The organism is Allobaculum fili, assembly GCF_020969955.1.
GTDB classification, from domain to species: Bacteria; Bacillota_I; Bacilli_A; order Erysipelotrichales; family Erysipelotrichaceae; genus Allobaculum; species Allobaculum fili.
Map to the genome: position 1 here is coordinate 1 of NZ_JAHDSX010000006.1, position 18,466 is coordinate 18,466.

Annotated in this window: 16 protein-coding genes, 1 tRNA gene and 1 pseudogene; 4 read left to right on the top strand and 14 right to left on the bottom strand. The window is 51.0% G+C overall.

What is annotated here, in order from left to right:
• A pseudogene (locus Afil_RS02420) lies at positions 1-247 on the bottom strand (hypothetical protein); the annotation flags it as partial.
• A gap of 271 nt (positions 248-518) precedes the next feature.
• Between Afil_RS02420 and Afil_RS02425 the strand changes: the two are divergent.
• Positions 519-863, top strand: coding sequence for a hypothetical protein (locus Afil_RS02425; RefSeq protein WP_230266931.1), 345 nt, complete (start codon positions 519-521; stop codon positions 861-863).
• 98 nt (positions 864-961) lie between these two features.
• On the opposite strand, the gene Afil_RS02430 is transcribed toward Afil_RS02425, so the two are convergent.
• Positions 962-1,045, bottom strand: a tRNA-Leu gene (locus Afil_RS02430).
• A 312-nt stretch (positions 1,046-1,357) separates the two neighbouring features.
• Positions 1,358-2,593 carry a phosphoribosylglycinamide synthetase C domain-containing protein gene (locus Afil_RS02435; protein ID WP_230266932.1) on the bottom strand — a complete coding sequence of 412 codons (1,236 nt, stop codon included), beginning with the start codon at positions 2,591-2,593 and terminating at the stop codon, positions 1,358-1,360.
• Positions 2,594-3,217: 624 nt separating this feature from the next.
• Here Afil_RS02435 and Afil_RS02440 point away from each other — a divergent pair.
• Positions 3,218-4,711 (top strand): polysaccharide deacetylase family protein, encoded by a 1,494-nt coding sequence (locus Afil_RS02440; RefSeq protein ID WP_230266933.1) that lies wholly within the window; start codon positions 3,218-3,220, stop codon positions 4,709-4,711.
• 153 nt (positions 4,712-4,864) lie between these two features.
• On the opposite strand, the gene trxB is transcribed toward Afil_RS02440, so the two are convergent.
• From trxB to tmk, 10 genes are all read right to left on the bottom strand, one after another.
• Positions 4,865-5,779, bottom strand: coding sequence for a thioredoxin-disulfide reductase (trxB, locus tag Afil_RS02445; protein WP_230266934.1), 915 nt, complete (start codon positions 5,777-5,779; stop codon positions 4,865-4,867).
• Positions 5,755-6,489, bottom strand: a complete 735-nt coding sequence (locus Afil_RS02450) for an HAD family hydrolase (protein ID WP_230266935.1) — start codon at positions 6,487-6,489, stop codon at positions 5,755-5,757. The genes trxB and Afil_RS02450 overlap by 25 nt, the downstream gene beginning before the upstream one ends.
• A 231-nt stretch (positions 6,490-6,720) precedes the next feature.
• On the bottom strand, positions 6,721-7,707 hold the full coding sequence (gene hprK, locus Afil_RS02455; protein WP_230266936.1) for an HPr(Ser) kinase/phosphatase: 987 nt from the start codon (positions 7,705-7,707) through the stop codon (positions 6,721-6,723).
• Positions 7,708-8,118: 411 nt separating this feature from the next.
• On the bottom strand, positions 8,119-8,583 hold the full coding sequence (locus Afil_RS02460; protein WP_230266937.1) for a helix-turn-helix domain-containing protein: 465 nt from the start codon (positions 8,581-8,583) through the stop codon (positions 8,119-8,121).
• Between the two features lie 225 nt (positions 8,584-8,808).
• Positions 8,809-11,691 carry an excinuclease ABC subunit UvrA gene (gene uvrA / locus Afil_RS02465; RefSeq protein WP_230266938.1) on the bottom strand — a complete coding sequence of 961 codons (2,883 nt, stop codon included), beginning with the start codon at positions 11,689-11,691 and terminating at the stop codon, positions 8,809-8,811.
• A 173-nt stretch (positions 11,692-11,864) separates the two neighbouring features.
• Positions 11,865-12,104 carry a hypothetical protein gene (locus Afil_RS02470; protein ID WP_230266939.1) on the bottom strand — a complete coding sequence of 80 codons (240 nt, stop codon included), beginning with the start codon at positions 12,102-12,104 and terminating at the stop codon, positions 11,865-11,867.
• Between the two features lie 198 nt (positions 12,105-12,302).
• Positions 12,303-13,169: a 16S rRNA (cytidine(1402)-2'-O)-methyltransferase gene (rsmI, locus tag Afil_RS02475; RefSeq protein WP_230266940.1), complete on the bottom strand. Its 867-nt coding sequence runs from the start codon at positions 13,167-13,169 to the stop codon at positions 12,303-12,305.
• On the bottom strand, positions 13,141-14,019 hold the full coding sequence (locus Afil_RS02480; protein ID WP_230266941.1) for a PSP1 domain-containing protein: 879 nt from the start codon (positions 14,017-14,019) through the stop codon (positions 13,141-13,143). Before Afil_RS02480 ends, rsmI begins: the two co-directional genes overlap by 29 nt.
• A 141-nt stretch (positions 14,020-14,160) precedes the next feature.
• Complete coding sequence (locus Afil_RS02485) at positions 14,161-15,219, bottom strand: DNA polymerase III subunit (RefSeq protein ID WP_230266942.1); 1,059 nt, start codon at positions 15,217-15,219, stop codon at positions 14,161-14,163.
• Complete coding sequence (tmk, locus tag Afil_RS02490; protein WP_230266943.1) at positions 15,209-15,859, bottom strand: dTMP kinase; 651 nt, start codon at positions 15,857-15,859, stop codon at positions 15,209-15,211. The genes Afil_RS02485 and tmk overlap by 11 nt, the downstream gene beginning before the upstream one ends.
• 305 nt (positions 15,860-16,164) lie before the next feature.
• On the opposite strand from tmk, the gene Afil_RS02495 reads away from it, so the two are divergent.
• On the top strand, positions 16,165-16,737 hold the full coding sequence (locus Afil_RS02495; RefSeq protein WP_230266944.1) for an SOS response-associated peptidase family protein: 573 nt from the start codon (positions 16,165-16,167) through the stop codon (positions 16,735-16,737).
• Positions 16,738-17,019: 282 nt separating this feature from the next.
• On the opposite strand, the gene Afil_RS02500 is transcribed toward Afil_RS02495, so the two are convergent.
• A complete protein-coding gene (locus Afil_RS02500) occupies positions 17,020-17,430 on the bottom strand; it encodes a TIGR04076 family protein (RefSeq protein WP_230266945.1) in 411 nt (136 codons plus the stop codon).
• A 228-nt stretch (positions 17,431-17,658) separates the two neighbouring features.
• Here Afil_RS02500 and Afil_RS02505 point away from each other — a divergent pair, with 228 nt between their 5' ends.
• A complete protein-coding gene (locus Afil_RS02505; RefSeq protein ID WP_230266946.1) occupies positions 17,659-18,288 on the top strand; it encodes a YggS family pyridoxal phosphate-dependent enzyme in 630 nt (209 codons plus the stop codon).
• Positions 18,289-18,466 lie beyond the last annotated feature (178 nt).

The following is an 18,466-nucleotide window of genomic DNA, read 5'->3' on the forward strand; positions in this document are numbered from 1 at the left end:
CATTGGCCCAGTCTTTAAGAACTGTCTTAGATGTATGAACCGCTGGAGAAGTCGGTTCTTCAAGAGGTACGAATTTGCCATTAATGATGTGGCCGATAGTAGGACCATCGACTGGATAACAATGGCCGTTCTTGCGGACACAGCCGACTCGCTGCTTGACAGCGTATCGATCCTTGTTTTTTCCATAGGCATAGACAATCGAATTTTTGGGACGTGGTACGGCACGAATCTCAGCTGGAACAGACATATTTGGCTCCTTTTCATATAGTGTATTTATATCTGTCTTATATCATTAAATAATCTATACAGGGAGGATTTTTATAATAAAAATGAAATTTCAAAGAATCAAATTGATTTACGATTTTTGCTTAATAATGCTTGTTAATCGCATGTCTGGTCATGAAGCCAGGCAGAATTAAAAGAGAGCCTCGAAAAAAAGGCTCTCTAATGAGATAAAATTTCAAAAACGAGCGATTTGTATAGTTAAGCTCGTTGGGAAAGTTCTAGAGGAATAAAAAATGAATTTCAAAGATCCATATAGAAATCTTTTAAGAAAAAGAATAGCTGTTTCCGATGAAGCCATTACCTTCAGCGAGCTTTTCATCAAGGATACAGTACATTTATTTGCGGCTAACATTCCCGACGCCATGCACTTCTTAAAAAACAATTGCACGGAAGACGAGTATTCATGGATCAGCGAAATCATTGACGATAGTGCAGAACAGTCGAAAAGTGTTGAACTCATTGAGGCATATAAGAATCTGGCTGAAAAATATCCAGAAGAAACGAAGAGCTACAATATAAAATCATTCATTAATTCCGCTATGGCCATTGCTGAGTCCTGGCAGGAGGATGAAGACTAGTCTTCTAAACTCAATCTAGTATAAAAAATCGCACGTAAATCGCACATCAAAACAAAATAAAAACCCGATAGGCTTTACCTACCGGGATATTTGTTAAGTGGTGCGGACGATGCGAGTCGAACGCACACGGGTTGCCCCACTGCCGCCTGAAGACAGCGTGTCTGCCATTTCACCACGTCCGCATATGCGCTTTGTTTCAACGCTTTGATATTATAGCATGCGAAATCAGAACTGGAAGACCAAAGTACATTTAAATTCTAAAGATTTTCTAAACAAAATGCCCGGTTCACTTGTTCTGTTCCCTGAACGGAACGAGAAAACGGGCTTGTGCCTCTATGTGGACGTCTGGATCTGGATTTTTCTTTTGCTTTTTCCTTTGGCCAAGAGCGGATAACAGAAAAGAGACGGCATAGATCGACGAAAAGGTCGATGCCGTCTCTTTTATTTATTCAGGGATTTCGAAGATTCGTCTTTTCTTTTGCAACGGAATCCAGCTAGTCGAGATCCTGTCCAATGTCGGAACGATGAATCAGATCGGAGCAGTGAATGGCGTCTGCGGATTCCTGTACTTTTGCACAGGCTCCGGCAAGCGTTTCGTCTACGCGGGTAAGAATAAGTACGCGTCCGCCGTCCGTAAGGATCCGGCCGTTTTCTCCGACTTTTGCGTGGTTGTAGTTGATGATGCCTTCAAAGTCTTCATCCATCACAATCGGCGCATCGTGGGAATCGGTCTGCGGATAGTCCTTGCCGGCCAGAACAACGGAAACTGCTACTTTCGGCCGCCATTCGAGATTTACCGGTTTGCCTTCCTGCAGATCGAACCAGGCTTTGGCCAGATCGCTGCGCAGAAGCTGCAGATAGGAAACCGCACCGGTTTCTGAAAGACCCGGTTTCATGTTTACGCAGACCAGACCGTGATCGGTCAGCACAAATTCACCGGTCAGAAGACCGTTGTAGTCCACGCCACGTTTCTGGATCACCTTGAAGAACGGAACCATAATTCGCTCAACGGCTTCCTGGGCGTGTTCATGACTGATCGGACCTCTGGCGCTGCATACCGCGCCCATTCCTTTGGCCTGCGGATCGTCTTCATGTTCATAAATACCGCGCATCACAATATAAGGAAGAAGCGGAACCACACGGGCCTTATAAACCATAACCGGCAGATTAAAGCGGCGGCCTTCTTTAAATTCAGAAACCATGACGCGGGTACGTCCATTTCCAAACCATTCTTCCAGCAGATCCAGCGCTTCGTCTTCGTTATACGGAATGGCGAACCGTTTTTCGCCTTCCACTTCCTTCAGTACGAACGGGCATGGAAATTCTTCCACAAACTTTCGTGCTTCTTCAATCGTATTCAGCATGCGGAAATCCGCTACCGGAATATCGTTTTCCTGCATAATCTTGGCCCAGAGCGGCTTGTCATCAATCATATGACAGGCTTTGATATCCGGGGCCAGAACATTCCATCCACGGCTGGAGAGACTGTCTCCCCATCCCTTGCGGATGAGATCCTCATCACAGAGAATGACCAGATCTGGTTCAAACTCCACCAGCGTTCCAAAAATGTCTTCAGGATTATAGTTATCCGGGAGCTCTTCTACCGACTGCTCAAACTGAACCGTTCCCGGATTTCCGGGGACGACGAGTACTTCATTACTGCCGCGGCATTCCAGAAGCGAACCCAGAGCTTGTTCTTTCGCATTTTCACCAATAACAATTATTTTCATACACCAATCTCCTCTGTTCAGGTTTGCCATTTCTGCAATTCATATTACCATGTGCATTTTCCCTGACCGCAGATCCTGCTAACTCCTGTTCAGTTTGTCATATTTGAGGAAAGATATTTTTAACTGATGCAAAGGAATTTTAGGAAGGGCAATCTGTCCACAGTATGCGCCGTCCTTTTTTGTCTATTCTTTCCTACGCTCACGTTTCATCTTATCCGTATACTTTCATCCAGCTTTTCTTACTTTTCAAAAAAGGCCGGTTCATAAAGTCTTTTCTTCGGGTATCCGAAGAAGACGAACTTTAAACAGCCTTAAGATTGTACGACAGATCGTCATAATCTTTGTGATTTTTAGTGCATCCGTTTTCAAACCGCCTGTTTTGTCCTGCCGAACGCCTGAATCGTTTCCGATCGCACCCCCTGAACGTACACGGGGAAAACGTTCAGTTCTGTCATTTTGTCAGAAAAGAGCGTGCGCGGCTCAGAATTCTGTTACATTGATATATACCTTTTCCTGTCCGGACGATGCGTTTCCTTCACTTTGAAAAACGATCGCCGGCCGTTTAAAAAAGCAGGCAGACCGCAAACCTTTCCGCAAAATCTGCGCTGCCAGAAAGGAGAACCTGTGAATTCTGAACCGTCCAAATCCAGCCCTTCTTTACAGGAGCCGGCTGCCCAGAAGAAGGCTTCGAAAAAAGCTTCCAGAAAACAATCCCGGCCGGCAAACCGGAACAGAAACCGGCGTAGAAATCGGATTCTGCTTCTGATTGCGCTGATTGCCGCCGCCGTTGCGGGTTTCTATCTGCTTTTCAAGGCGCTGAACCCGATCAGCCTGGCTTCCGAAGTCTATGTGGCTGAATATACCGAGTCGTTTAACTCCAAAGGAAACCTGAAATCGGTCTTCCTGGATTCCGAAGACAAAGTCACATTTAAAGGCTCAGTAGATAAAGATAAAATCGGCACTTACGATGCCGCCTATGTGTATAAAGGAAAAGAATATCCGTTTCTCGTTGAAGTAAAGGATACGAAAGGCCCCGAGCTCGAAGTCCACGATCTGACCATTACGACCAATGAGAATCTGACGCCGCGCATGTTCGTGACATCGTGTTCCGATCCGTCCAACTATTCCCTGAAAATGACCGGCGATGACCCCAAGCGCCGCGAAGGGTCCTATGAAATCACCATTACAGCCCGGGATGACTACGAAAACGAAACCAGCAAGACCGTCAAGCTGACCCGCGTCAACGATACCCATCCTCCGGTCATTGAAAACTTCACCGAAAGCATTGAGCTGCTCCAGGGAAAACCGTATCCCGCCGAACAGCTGATCATCACGGATGACTATGACGAAAAGCCTTCCGTACACATCGATACTTCGGCGCTGAATACGGAAGCCCCGGGTTCCTATCCGGTTACCATTCGTCTCATTGACCATTCCGGCAACGAACAGACGTATTCGCAGACGGTTACCGTAAAGGAAAATCCAAACTACGGAAAGAAACTGGTGTATCTGACCTTCGAAGAAGGTCCGTCCAGCCAGACCGATGCCATTCTGGACGCTCTGGAGCGCAATAACGTCAAAGCGACCTTCTTTGTTACGGCGGAGCATCCAGAATCCGCCGATAAGATCCGCAAAATTGCGGATGCGGGCCATTCGCTGGGCCTGATGTCCTATTCCAACAATCCTTCCGCCATCTACAAATCCGAAGACGCGTATTTCAAGGATCTGGACAAAATTTCCAGTCTGGTCCGTGAAGAAACCGGTCAGGATGTCAAACTGATCCGCTTCCCGGAAGGATCCGGCAACACGGTCGTTCCCGGCACGGGAATCATGTCCGATCTCGTTCGTGCCATCAGCCAGAAAGGCTACATGTACTGCGACTGGAACGCGGATTCCAACGACTGGTATGACGTGAACATCGATCCAAACACGCTGATCAACACCTGTCTCCAGCATATGACAGCCGATCAGCTGGTCGTCCGCTTCCACGACTCGCCCGACCAGTCCACGACTGCCCAGGCGCTCGATGCGATCATTCAGAACTATCGGGACAACGGCTATTCTTTTGAAGTCATTGATGAAACGACGATCCTTCCGCATCAGGTTGTCATGAACTGATACGAATTTTCTGAGCTGCTCTGTGATTTTTCGCAGAGCGAAGACCATAGACAAAAGGCGATACGCTCGTGATTCTGCGCGCGTATCGCCTTTTTCTGTTTCTGACTCTGAATTTCTGTATGAATTTTCGTCTGCCGAAATCGATGAATGATCCTAGATTCCGGTGACGTAGTGGAAGGCTTCTTCCGCTGCGATAGCACCGTCTCCGCAGGCGGTAACGATCTGACGAAGTTCCTTGTCGATGCAGTCGCCGCATCCGAAAATTCCAGGAACGGCGGTTCTCATGCGGCGGTCAACGACCAGATAGCCGCGCTCATCGAGTACGCCAAGATCCTTCACAAAGCTGGTTTCCGGAATGTGACCGATGTAAGGGAAGATGCCCTGACATTTCAGATGTACTTCGAGGCCGTCTTCGAGGTTTTTGAGGGTAAGTCCGCTGACTTTGCCGTCTTCCATCTGAATGGAAACCGGGATGTGATGACGGATTACGCGAATCTTGTCGTTGGCGGCGATGTCCTGCTGCACTTTGGTTGCTGCACGGAATTCATCGCGGCGGATGACAATCGTTACCGAAGACGCGAAGCGCGCCAGGAACTGCGCTTCTTCCAGAGCGGAGTTGCCGCCGCCGATGACAACGACTTCCTTTTCACGGAAGAAGGCGCCGTCGCATACGGCGCAGAAGCTTTCGCCGTGACCGATGGCTTCCTGTTCGCCAGGGATATCGAGATGACGTTCTGCCGCACCCGTGGCGACAATAACGGCTTTCGCATTGATGATGGTGCCGTCTTTCAGGATGACCTGATGACCGGCGGATACGGATTCAACTTCGCCAAACATGTACTGGGCGCCGAACTCGATGGACTGCTGATACATCTGCATGGCCAGATCCGGTCCGGAAACGGAAGGTACGCCAGGATAGTTATCGACCTGGTACGTTTTGAGAAGTTTTCCGCCTGGAGCCGTACCGTCAATCATGACTGTCGTCAGTCCGGCACGGGAAGCATACAGTGCGGCGGTCATTCCAGCTGGGCCGGCGCCGATAATCACAAGATCATATTCTTGTTCCATTTTGATTCCTCCTTGAGAAGAAAAGGAAGCTGGCGAAGATCATCGATCAGATAATCCGGACCTTCCTTTTCGAGTGCTGTTCTTTGTACTGTATCTAAAGTATAGCCGATGGACACAAAACCGGCTCTGTGTGCCGCCTGAATGTCTGCGTCGTTGTCTCCGACGTAGACCGCTTTTTCCTTTGGATAGCCCATGACTTTCGCCGCATGCAGCAGTCCTGCCGGATCCGGCTTGCAGGCCGGCTGATCTTCCTTCGCGAATACCGCCTCAAAATATGGACGCAGATGACAGATTTCCATCCCCAGCAAAACCGGTTCGCGCCGCTTGTTGGAAAGGATTCCCATCGCATACCCTTCGTCATACAGCTTCTGAACGGTTTCGAGCGCATGCGGCATTTCACGCAGCAACATGTAATGCAGATCCTTGTTAATTTTCTGATAGAGGTCGATCACGTCTTCCACTTCTTCCGGCGGAAAATAGCGAAGAAAGGTCGTTTCGAGCGTTGGGCCGAAAAAGGAATACAGCTCTTCGGGGCTCAGCTGGTAATCGGGAAGCTTCTGGGCAAACACCTGCCGGAACGTCTCGAACACAAGATTCTGCGAATCGATCAGCGTGCCGTCCAGGTCAAACAGCACCAGCGGCTTTTGCGGATCGACAGTATGTTTTGAGGATGGGGTCTGTCCTGCATTGGAATTTGGCAATTTTTCCATGTTCGCTCTCCTTAAAAAATGCCTTGCGGCATTCTCGTCGTTTTCGTTTCGGGGTACTTCGGGTATCCCCGGTCTATTTTGCGTACATCGGGTTCATTCCATCACGTGCATATCGCGTACATATGGAAACAGAGCGCCGGGAGCGCTCTGTTTTTCGATGTCTGATTTTTGTATTCGTTCATTCTTTCGGCAGTGTCTGTGATTCACGCCGTTTTTTACGCTTTGGCCATCTTAATTGAGCGGCTCTGCGTTTTGCATGGCTGCGGCTTTGACTTCTTCCTCTTCTTCACTGCGGTTCTTTTCAATTTCTTCGAGAACCAGCTCTTCGAAAACTTCTGCGGAATCGAAGCCGTCCTGCTGAAGCAGATAGTTGGTTACCGCCGTTTCAATAACGGTCGCCATCGGCCGGCCGTACGTAACCGGGATGACCATTTTCAAAACCGGGATGCCAAGGTAGTTGGAATACTGCTTGTCTCCCAGACCGACACGGTCATACGCCACGCTCGGATTATACGTTTCGAGACGAATTTCAAAACTGATTTCCGCGGAATTGGCAACCGAGGTAATGCCGTACAGGCGCTTGATATCGATAATGCCGACGCCGCGCAGTTCCATGAATCCGGAAATGACCTGAGCGGTTTTGCCGACGAGCGTGTTGTGAATTCGATACAGATCCACCCGGTCATCGGCAACCAGCTGATGGCCCCGCTTGACGAGGTCCAGTACGATTTCACTTTTGCCGGAGCCGCTGGTTCCGGTAATCAGAACGCCTACGCCGTAAATGCGGACGAGTTCGCCGTGCAGCAGTGTCGCCGGGGCGAGCAGTTCGTCGAGATAGTTGGTGACATTGACGACGACCTGGCTCGTTTTTGTCTTCGTTTCAAAGACAGGAAAGTCCTTCCGATCGGAAATCTCCTTGAGAATCGGCGGGCAGACGTGGCCGCCGGTCAGAAGAATGCAGGGGGTATCCGCATGCGTCACGAATTCAAAAACACGGCGCTGCTGGATTTCGTCCATCTGTTCGGTAATGTAGCGGTATTCTTTACCGCCGATCACGATCAGACGCTTCGTCTGCGAATGGGACAGGTAGCCGGCGAGTTCAAGACCCGGACGGTTAATATCCGGCAGGGTGATCGGGCGCTTGAGGGCTTTGCTGGTGCCGGCCACCTGGTTCCAGTGAAATTTCACAACCAGATCCCGGACTGTTGCTTTCGCCATGTGTTCTGCCCCCTTTCCCTGCTCTGCGGATTTCGCAGTTTTTTGCGGCCGCTGTTCAGAGCTTTATCATATCTTATCCAGCGGTTTTTCTGCGTACAGAAATGACCGGCATAGAGTATCCCATCACAAATTTCTGTGTTCCCGCTGTATTTCCTTAACATTAGACAGTTCGAAATGTCAAACGGATTCAAAATGCCCGAATGTTTCTTCCAGACGATTTTTCGACCTTGTGCAAGACGTACAGTCTCTCAGTTTACATGTATCCCCGGGAAACGGGGAAAGCCAGCACACAGGAAAATGCCGGATTCTGACCTGACTGTTTAAACAGCGGCCCGAATCCGGCCTGATGCGGTGAATTGGCGGTGAATTCGCAGTGAAGTATTGGCTGGAATGGGTGTAAAGCAGCTTTTCTTATTCGTTGGAATCGGAAGTCATTTTTCCCTTCCAGTACGGAAGCTTTTTGAGATGTGATGCGTAAAACGCCCGGCATTCTTTTTCGCTCAGGCCATTCTGCGGCATCGAAGCGACGAGAAAATCCAGCATCTGATCCGGTTCGGTATACACAAAGGATCCGTCTTCCAGACACCACTTGCAGTAGCCGGGATCGATTTCTCCTTCCTTATTTTTCCCCATGATCGACGGCTCAAGAGGCATTCCGCAGCATTCGCAATAGCGAATCACCGGTGACTCCAGTAAAGCGTCGATCGATACGCCAAACACTTCGGACAGCTTCACCAGCAAATCCGCTCCCGGTATAGTTTCGCCATTTTCCCATCGGGATACCGCCTGACGGGTGACGTGAACTTTGTCCGCCAGCTGGGCCTGCGTCATCATCGATGCATCTCGAAGCTGTTTGAGAATCGTTCCTGTACTCATTTGCGTACCTCTTTTCCTGCATTCAGTATGCGGGAAGCCCGTATGAGGCTCAAGCAACCGTCCGTTGCCTTTTCTTCCTCGTTGAAAGGCAGAAAAAAGCAGCAGCTCGAGGAACTTTTTCCTTAAGCTGTTGCTCTGGATTCGAATTTCTTCTGCTATTTTGGATTTTTCGTTTTTCGGTATTTAAGCTCTTCGGATGATTTTTCCGATTTGCGTTTTGGTTCTTTATTCTTCGGTTTTGCTTTCCTTCTCGTCTTCAAAGCCTTTCCATTTCGTATAGGCTTCGGCTTCGCCGCCGGTAAGCAGCGGGGCGAGATACTGACCGGTAAAGCTGTTCGGGCAGGCCGCAATTTCTTCCGGGGTTCCCTTGGCGATAATCGTACCGCCGCCGGCACCGCCTTCCGGACCGAGATCAAGAATATAGTCCGCGTTTTTAATGACGTCGAGATTGTGTTCGATGACGATGACCGTATTGCCGCCGTCGACCAGACGCTGCAGCACTTCGATCAGCTTGCGGACATCGCTCGAATGCAGACCGGTCGTCGGCTCATCGAGAACAAAGACCGTCTTGCCGGTCGGCTTTTTCTGCAGTTCGCTCGCCAGCTTGACACGCTGTGCTTCCCCGCCGGACAGGGTGGTCGCCGACTGGCCGAGCTTGACGTAGGACAGACCGACATCCGCCAGCGTCTGCAGCTTGTGACGGATGCGGGAAATCGGCTGGAAAAATTCAATGGCTTCTTCCACCGTCATTTCCAGAACGTCGGAAATCGTTTTGTCCTTGTACTTTACCTGAAGCGTTTCTTCGTTATAGCGCTTGCCGTGACAAATGTCGCATTCGACATAGACGTCGGGCAGGAAGTGCATCGAAATCTTGCGGGTACCGTCGCCCTGACACGCTTCGCAGCGTCCGCCTTTGACGTTGAAGGAAAACTGCGATTTGGTGAAACCGAGCAGTTTGGCTTCGCGCGTCTGTGCGAACAGGTCGCGGATATCGTCAAAGACGCCGACATACGTCGCCGGATTGGAACGCGGGGTACGGCCGATCGGCTCCTGCGAAATCTCGATCAGCTTGTCGATTTCCTCAAGACCGCGTATTTCCTTTGCCTGACCGGGTTTTACACGGACTTTTCCTAAATGATGCTGGATGCCGTGGGTGAGAACTTCAGTTACGAGCGACGATTTGCCGGAACCCGAAACGCCGGTGACAACCGTAAATGTTCCGAGCGGGAACGAGGCGTTCACGTGCTGGAGGTTGTTATGGGTGGCATCGATGACATCCAGCGATTTGCCGCTGCCTTTGCGGCGCACAGCCGGATACGGAATTTTCTCCTTGCCGGACAGATAGCGGCCGGTAATGGAGTTTTCGTTGGCCATGACCTGTTCCGGCGTACCGCAGGCGACGACTTCCCCACCGTGCACGCCGGCGCCTGGGCCGATGTCCACGATATAGTCGCTGGCGCGCATCGTATCTTCATCGTGTTCGACAACGATCAGGGTGTTGCCCAGATCGCGCATTTCCTTCATCGACTGAATCAGACGGTCGTTGTCGCGCTGGTGCAGACCGATCGACGGTTCGTCGAGAACGTACATGACACCGGTCAGACGGGAACCAATCTGGGTGGCCAGACGAATACGCTGGCTTTCGCCGCCGGAAAGAGTCGACGCCAGACGGTCGAGCGTCAGATACGTCAGACCGACATTTTTCAGAAACGTCAGACGGTTTTTGATTTCATTCAGACCGAGTTCCGCAATTTTGCGCTGCGCCGGGGTCAGTTCGAGATGTTCGATGAAGTCGATGGCTTCCACAACCGACATCTGGGTCCATTCGTAAATGTTCTTGCCGCCGATGCGTACCGCCAGAACCTGATCGTTCAGACGGGCGCCGTGGCAGGTCGGGCACACCGCTTCGCCCAGGAACGTTTCGTACCAGTCTCTCGACCAGGCCGATCCCGTTTCGAGATAGCGGCGTTCAATCAGATCCGCTACGCCCTCGATCGGCTCGTTGTATTCGCGGGTCAGGCCTTTATTGTTGACGATAGTGTAGGACACCGGTTCGTCCGAACCGTGGAGAACGATGTCGAGTTCCTTTTTCGTCAGCTTGCTGATCGGCTTGTCCATATTGATGCCGAAATGGTCGCACAGCGCCACAAAGCGCTGCCATTCCTGGTTGGACGAGCCGGCAATGTTTTTAAAGTAGGCGACGCCGCCTTCATTCAGCGTCTTTTTCTTATCCGGAATCAGAAGATCCAGATCGACTTTCTGGATGACGCCGATGCCCTTGCATTCCGGGCACGCGCCCATCGGCGCGTTGAAGGAAAACAGACGCGGTTCGAGTTTCGGTACGGTAAAACCGCAGATTTTGCACGCGTAGCTCGAGGAAAAGAGCAGCGTATCGTCCGGCGTCATGACCGCCGCCATGCCTTCGCCGAGATTGAGCGCCGTATTGATGGAATCGTAGTAGCGGCCGCGGTTATTGCCTTTAATGATTCGGTCGACAACAACTTCAATCGTGTGCTTCTTATTTTTTCCCAGCGGTTCGAGTTCTTCGATCAGACGGATTTCCCCATCAACTCGGGCACGCAGAAAACCGTCTTTCATCAGTTTGGCAAATGTGTCCTTGAACGTGCCCTTCTTGTCGCGGGCAATCGGAGCGAGAACGGTCGTGCGGGTGCCGTCGGGCAGAAGCATAACCTGGTCTACCATCTCGGTAACCGTCTGGCCGGTAATCGGTTCGCCGTGTTCCGGGCAGTACGGCACGCCGATGCGCGCGTACAGCAGACGCAGGTAGTCGTAAATTTCCGTTACCGTGCCTACGGTCGAACGCGGGTTGTGCGAAGTCGTTTTCTGATCGATAGCAATAGCAGGAGAAAGACCGTCAATCTGATCGACATCCGGCTTTTCAGAATTGCCGAGAAACTGGCGGGCATAAGAGGACAGGGATTCCATATAGCGGCGCTGGCCCTCCGCATAAATCGTATCGAAAGCCAGCGAAGTCTTACCGCTTCCGGAAACGCCGGTCATGATAATGAGCTTGTTTTTGGGAAGATCGAGAGAAATGTTTTTCAGGTTGTTTTCTCTGGCTCCCTGAATGTGAATAACAGAGTCCATGTTGATCCCTTCTTTCTGTTTTTCTGTTCGGTTTGTGTATGTATTTCGATTTTGTATTTCTGTCTGAAACTGGAGTGTAGCGCCCGGCTCTGGATTTGGAAAAGCACAAAGCCTGCGCCTTTTAAACTTTTCATGATTTTGGCACGGACAAAATGTCGTGCCGATAAATGATTTCAAAAAAGGATCTCTGGACGCTGCCCCAAAGCGGGTATGGTCTGGCGGATCCGCATACGGCGTCTTTTCTGTTTTGGAGAATGGTTAAGAGGGCCGGCTTCTTTATTTTGTATCGTCTGGTTTCGTTTTCGTAATTTCTGGATTCTTCCTTGAGCAAAAAACGCAGAATTTCCTGCGATCTGCCTGCAGCCTGTAAAAAGCGTATAATCCAGCTTTTCATTATTCCATTTTTCACGCAAATGTCAATTTGAATGTGCTCATATTGTGCACAACAAATCCTTTAGACAAGCCCAAAATTCCGCTTTTTCCAGACCGGATTGAGCTGTATGAACATCGCCTTGCGCGTCGGAATTTTCTTCGAACCGGCCGGTATGCCGGTATATAGAAAAGGCTGATTTCTGGTTTTGAAATCAGCCTCGTTTGTTTAAGAATGGGTTTTACTGCTCTTCCTGTTCCTTTTTCTGGCGCATCATTTCCTGATACACCTCGTTTTTGGAAAAGCCGCTTTCTTCGCTGGCTTTAGCGGCTGCCTGTTTGGGCTTGATGCCCGAGGCCGCCAGTTCAGACGCCATGCGAACCGTTTCTTCAAAAGAACGGTCAGTCTGCTGCGGGCAGCCCTGTACGACTACGACCATTTCTCCTTTCAGCTGGGAAACCAGCGGGAGAATTTCGGAAATCGTGCCGCGCAGGAACTCTTCGTGCAGCTTGGTCAGTTCTCTGGCCAGACAGATCTGCCGGTCGCCAAAGACTTCCTTTACGTCTTCCAGCATTTTTTCAATGCGGTGCGGCGCTTCGTAAAAAATTACCGTATACGGCAGGGACTTCAGACTTTCGAGTTCCTTTTTCCGGCGAACGCTTTTCGCATCCAGAAATCCGTAAAAGAGGAAATGAGAGGTTTCCAGGCCGGAGGCCACCAGCGCGTTTAACGCCGCATTGCTTCCGGAAACGGGAATGACCGGATAGCCGGCCTGGGAAGCGAGCCGGACGAGTTCACTGCCCGGATCCGAAATGAGCGGATAGCCGGCATCGGAAATGACGGCGACTTTCTTTCCTTCTTCAAGCAGCTTTAAAATGCCGGTCGAACTCGTATGCGCGTTGTATTCATGATGCGCGATCAGCGGTTTGTGAATTCCGATCGATTTCAGAAGAAGGCCGGAATTGCGCGTATCTTCACACGCGATCACATCGGCGTTTTCCAGCGCCTCTTTCTGGCGAGGAGAAATTTCCGAAAGATTGCCGATCGGGGTCGGGACCAGATAGACGGCTGGTCCATTTTCATTCTGGAAGCTTTTCTGTCGATTCATGTTCTGCCTTTCTTGCCGGGAACAGTTCGTCAAAGGAGACAAACAGCGTTTCTTCCCGGTTTTCAAGCTTGGCTTGTTTCTGAAGCACGTTCATCGAGCTGATCCGATAGCGATTTCCGTTGTATTCGATCTGGGAATTCAGCTTCGGCAGGTTTTTGCGCAGCTCGCAATAGGCTTCGTTTTCAAAACGCAGACAGCACTTCAGCTTGCCGCACTGTCCAGACAGTTTGGAAATATTGAGCGCGAGCAGCTGGTTTTTCGCCATGTTGATGGACACAGTATCAAAGTCGCTCATGAACCGGCTGCAGCAGCATTCCATGCCGCAACTGCCGATGCCGCCGACCAGTTTGGCTTTGTTGCGGGGGCCGACCTGGCGCAGTTCAATCCGGCCGCTGATGCATCCGGCGAGCTCTTTGAGCAGACCGCGGAAATCGACGCGATCTTCGCTGACGTACGTAAAAATCACTTTGGAGCGATCAAGGGTATACTCGCAGGAAATCAGATGCATGTCGAGCTTGAGGCGCTCGATGGCTTTGGCACAGATCTCAAAGGATTTGCGTGCTTCTTCTTCATTTTCAGCTTTCTGGTGCAGGTCTTCCGGCGTGGCGCGGCGGACGATGCCTTTTAAGTCGCCCTGGACTTTGGACGCGTCAAAGGGCATCGACGGTACATAGACCGTACCGATTTCCTGACCGCGAACCGTTTCCACAACGACCGCTTCACCAGTTCGATGTTCCATTGTCGTTCCGAAGGTATACACCTTCTTGGATCCGTCAAACTGGATATACACCATGAAAGGGTAAGTTTTCGTATTCGATGCCGGCTTGGCGGCACTGGATGGTTTCGACATAATTCGTCTTGCCTTTCTAAGGAAGCAGACGGGTTTCGATCGATTTTGATTTTCTCTCAAAGAAAGATCGACAGCGTCCGTTCCAATCTATGGAGAAGCCGCCCGGTTTTGCGTGAACATGCAAAACGGCGGCTGAAATTTCTAAGGATATGCATCCTGCTGCAGGATGCCGGTTGAGCGTCTTTGTTTTCTGAGCGCTTCTTTGCGCAGATCGCGGGCAACGCGTTCGATCAGAAGAACAGGGTCGAGCGGCTGACGCAGGGCGTCGAGCGCTTCGACAAGCGTTGAGCGCTCTTCGAGACGATCCGCCTGTTCCGTCTGCTCCTGCTCCAGAAAGTAAAGCAGGCCGTGCAGGAAAAAGGCGGCCGCTTCCCGGGTGGGAAATCCGCTTTTGGAAAAGACGCCGCATTCCAGACGCACAATGGCGGAATGCGAAGTTCGCTGCGGCCAGTATTCCTTCGCCGCATCGCGCAGTTCAAACAGCGCTTCGTTTTCCAGGAGCGCTTCCAGACTGTCCGGACCGTAGCCGGCCCGGGCGAGAATCGCCACAATTTCGGGATCGTCGATTATTTCGGCAATTTCCGCTTCGAGTGCCGCTCGTGCAGGCGGCCGCATGGGGATCAGCTGACAGCGGGAAACGATCGTCGGCAGTACGGTATTGATCGCGCTTGTACACAGGATGCCGGTCAGCCCGTCCTTGGGCTCTTCAAGAAATTTCAGAAGCGTATTGGACGCGGAAGCGGTCGCCTGTTCGTACTGTTCAATAATATAAACCTGTCGTCGGGCGTCCGTCCCGCTCGAGGTGGCAAATGTATCCTGCAGACGCAGAATGTCTTCTTTGCGCAGTCTCCAGCTCGTTTTCTGTTCGCTGGGAACCGCGTTGGTTTTCCACCAGGCGTCGAGTTCCTTTCGCGTCAGCGGCTTGCGCGCCTGCAGACCGCCGGGATGCAGCCAGAAAAAGTCCGGATACATGTCTCGGGCGATCAGCTGACAGGTTTCGCAGTTCTGGCAGGCAATCCCGTCTTCATCAGGATGTTCGCAGTTCATCGACTGCGCAAACAGCAGAGCCAGCCGGCTCTGATCCGGGTTTTTCTGTCCATAAAACATGTAGGCGTGCGAAATGCGTCCGCTTTTCAGGGCATTGGAAAGAATTTTCCATGCGACCGGCTGGCGTTCCTTCAGCTTTTTCTTATCGACCATAGCCGGCCTCTTCGAGAAGACGGTCTACCTGCTTCATCGTCTGATTTGCTACGTCTTCGATCGACCCCGACGCGTCAATGCGGCAATATTCGGGATGCGTTTTGAGAATGGCTTCAAATCCGTCGGCTACCCGGGAGAAAAACGCTTCCTTTTCCTGATCGAGACGGTTCAGATTGCCGCGCAGGTTAATCCGCTTTGCGGATGTTTCCCGATCGAGTTCAAAAAAGAGCGTCGCGTCCGGCCGGAAGCCTTCCAGACCAAAATCATTGAGATGTTCAATCGTCTTCGCATTCAGATCGCGTCCAAAGCCCTGATAGGCGATCGACGAATCCAGAAACCGGTCGCAAAGCACGATTTTGCCTTCTTCCAAAGCTGGCAAAATGGTGGAAACCAGATGCTGGCGGCGGCTGGCGGCGTACAGAAGCGCTTCGGTTTTCGGATCCACTTCATTTTCGGGATCGAGCAGAATGTTCCGGATTTGTTCCGAGAGCGGCGATCCGCCCGGCTCGCGGGTAGTGATGACGGGAAGGCCGCGTTTCAAAAGTTCTTCATAGACATGCGCCATCGCAGTGCTTTTCCCCGCTCCGTCGCTGCCTTCAAAGGCGATCATGATGCCTTTGCTTCCTTCTGGCTTTTTCATCCTCTTTCCTCCCCGAGCGCTGCTTTCCTTTTTTCGCTCTGTTTTCTATATGGTTTTCTCTACATATTCTTGATTTCGCATCTTTGCTTTTGCAGATACAAAACGCTCTGCAGTCGAAATCCGCTTTTCCTATTGTATCAAGCGGCGCAAGCTCTGACGATCGGCCAAAACGCAGGCCCGGCTTTACAAAGGAAATCCGGGGTTTGCTACAATCAGGACAGGAAGCCATTCTGCCCGTTTTGCCGCAGACAGAGCGCTGTTTTGCCTGGCGGGCAGAAGGACAGAAAAAGAAAAGAGGAATGTGTATGTGCGGTCAGTTTCTAGTCAGCGAAGAAATCGTAGATTCTCTGCGTCATCTGGTGCCCAGGGAACACTGGGAGGAGATCGAGCTCGATCTGCATCCGCATGTGATTTATCCTTCCGCCCGAACGATCGCCGTCTGCGCCAGAGACCAGGCGCTGAATCTTTCCGTAATGACGTTTGGCTTTGCCTCGTCTTCCATGAATCGCCGTATTTTCAATGCGCGTCTGGAAACCGCGTCGTCCAAGCCCCTGTTTGCGCGCGCCTGGAGATCGAATCGCGTTGCCGTTCCGGCCACTGCGTTTTACGAATGGACACCGGATAAGGAAAAAATCACCTTTGATGAACCCGGGCGCGTTCTGTATCTGGCCGCGCTGGCCCTCGATGATCAGTTCATCATTCTCACACAGGATGCCAATGAAAGCGTGGCACCCTATCACCATCGCATGCCGGTCATTCTGCAGGAAGATCAGGTGCCCGCCTGGGTCCTCGATTCCGCACAAAGCGCCATTCTGGGCCAGAACGCTTCGCCCGCTCTGCATGCAATTCTTCCAGAAGAGCCGCTTACGCTTTTTTAAATTTTCTCGTTTAGAACATTCTGACGCCGCAGACCGGCGTCTTTTTTGAACCGCTTTTCAACCGATCTTTTCAGCCGCTTCTTTCAACCGTTCTTACCCCAGGAAAAGAATCGTTTCATCTTTCCTTAATCCCGGTCTGGAAGGATAAGAGCGGCAGCTGCTCTCCGGAAAAAGAAAAAGAGATCCGGTCGCGCTGGCAAAACCTTCCGCCAGAACTCCAGATCTCAAACCATTCCGACTGTATGGACGCACCGATCGGCTTGAAAACGGATGATTCGAAACTCAGCCGGTATAGGCGTCCTGGGCGCGGTTGGAAAAGTCCTGCTTTTCCAGCCATTCTTTTTCTTCTTCTGTTTCCGGAATATCGATCCGTTCAATCTTGAAAATCACCGGCCGCGTGCCGTCGTTGCAGCAGGCGATCATCATCCGCTCATCGTTCGTCCATTTATACATGATCGATCCGCCCTGCAAAGCCGCGGAAATGTAGCGGCTGATGGCATCCCACGCTTCTCCGCAAAACCTGCCGTTCATGAGATGGTAAAAATCGTCCTGTTTTTCCGTCCGCTTGAGAACAAACGTATCGCCGGGCTTAAAAAACGGACACGGTCCGGACTTTGGATTGGCCAGATACTGCTGCTGAAGCTCTGGAAACACTTTGGTTTCCAGTACGGTCACTTTACATTCGTGCTGCATCTGCGCACCTCCTTTTTTCTTCTATTATCTTCTCGTATTCTGACGGTACTGTCGCCTTTTTGGCAGAAGGTCTGCCGCCTGCATGCTCTGCAATCTGGGCCGGTCTTTCCCTGCTCTGCCGGTTCTGCAATTCGGTATACAATAAGGGACGCAGGTACTCCAGACGATTTGAAAACAACGATTTGATTTTTCGCCGTTCTGGATACCGTTTAAAGAAGGACTCTCGTTATGAATGAAAAACTGATTAAAGAACGTCTGAACGATCCAAAGGTCACGCTCGTTGCGGTGACGAAAAAGCATTCCAAAGAAGAAGTCGATGAACAGTACCGTCTCGGGGTTCGCACGTTCGGCGAAAACCGCGTACAGGAATTTCTTGAAAAATACGATCCGAACTATACCTGGCACATCATTGGCCATCTGCAGACGAACAAAGTGAAATACGTTGTCGGCAAAGTCGCCATGATCGAATCCGTGGATTCGAAAAAGCTGGCCGCGCAGATTGAAAAGGAAGCCGCCAAGCAGAATCTGGTCCAGGACATTCTGATCGAAGTGAAAGTGTCGAAAACGGATGAAACCAAAACCGGCCTTCCGCCCGAAGAACTGGACGATCTGCTCGCGTACTGCGATACGCTTGAGCACGTTCGCGTACGCGGTCTGATGACGATCGCCTCGCTCAATCAGCCCGAGGAAGTCAACCGGGAAGAGTTCACGCTGCTTCATTCCCTGTTTGAAAAACATAAGGCAAACCGCCCCGATTTTGAGTATCTGTCCATGGGCATGAGCCATGACTACAAGCTGGCTATCGCCTGCGGAAGCAATATGGTCCGCATTGGAACGGCCCTTTTTGAGAACGCCTGATCACGGCGTTCTTTTCTGTGAACGCACGTCTCTGATTTTATAAAATGTCTATCATCCTTTACGTATCGGTTTTTTCCAATTCTGGTAAATTTTGTTTTCAAATCGGAATCTGTCGGACGATGTGATAGAATTACGTATCGCGCGGCGGACGTCGACGGACGCCATCCATTGATATCCG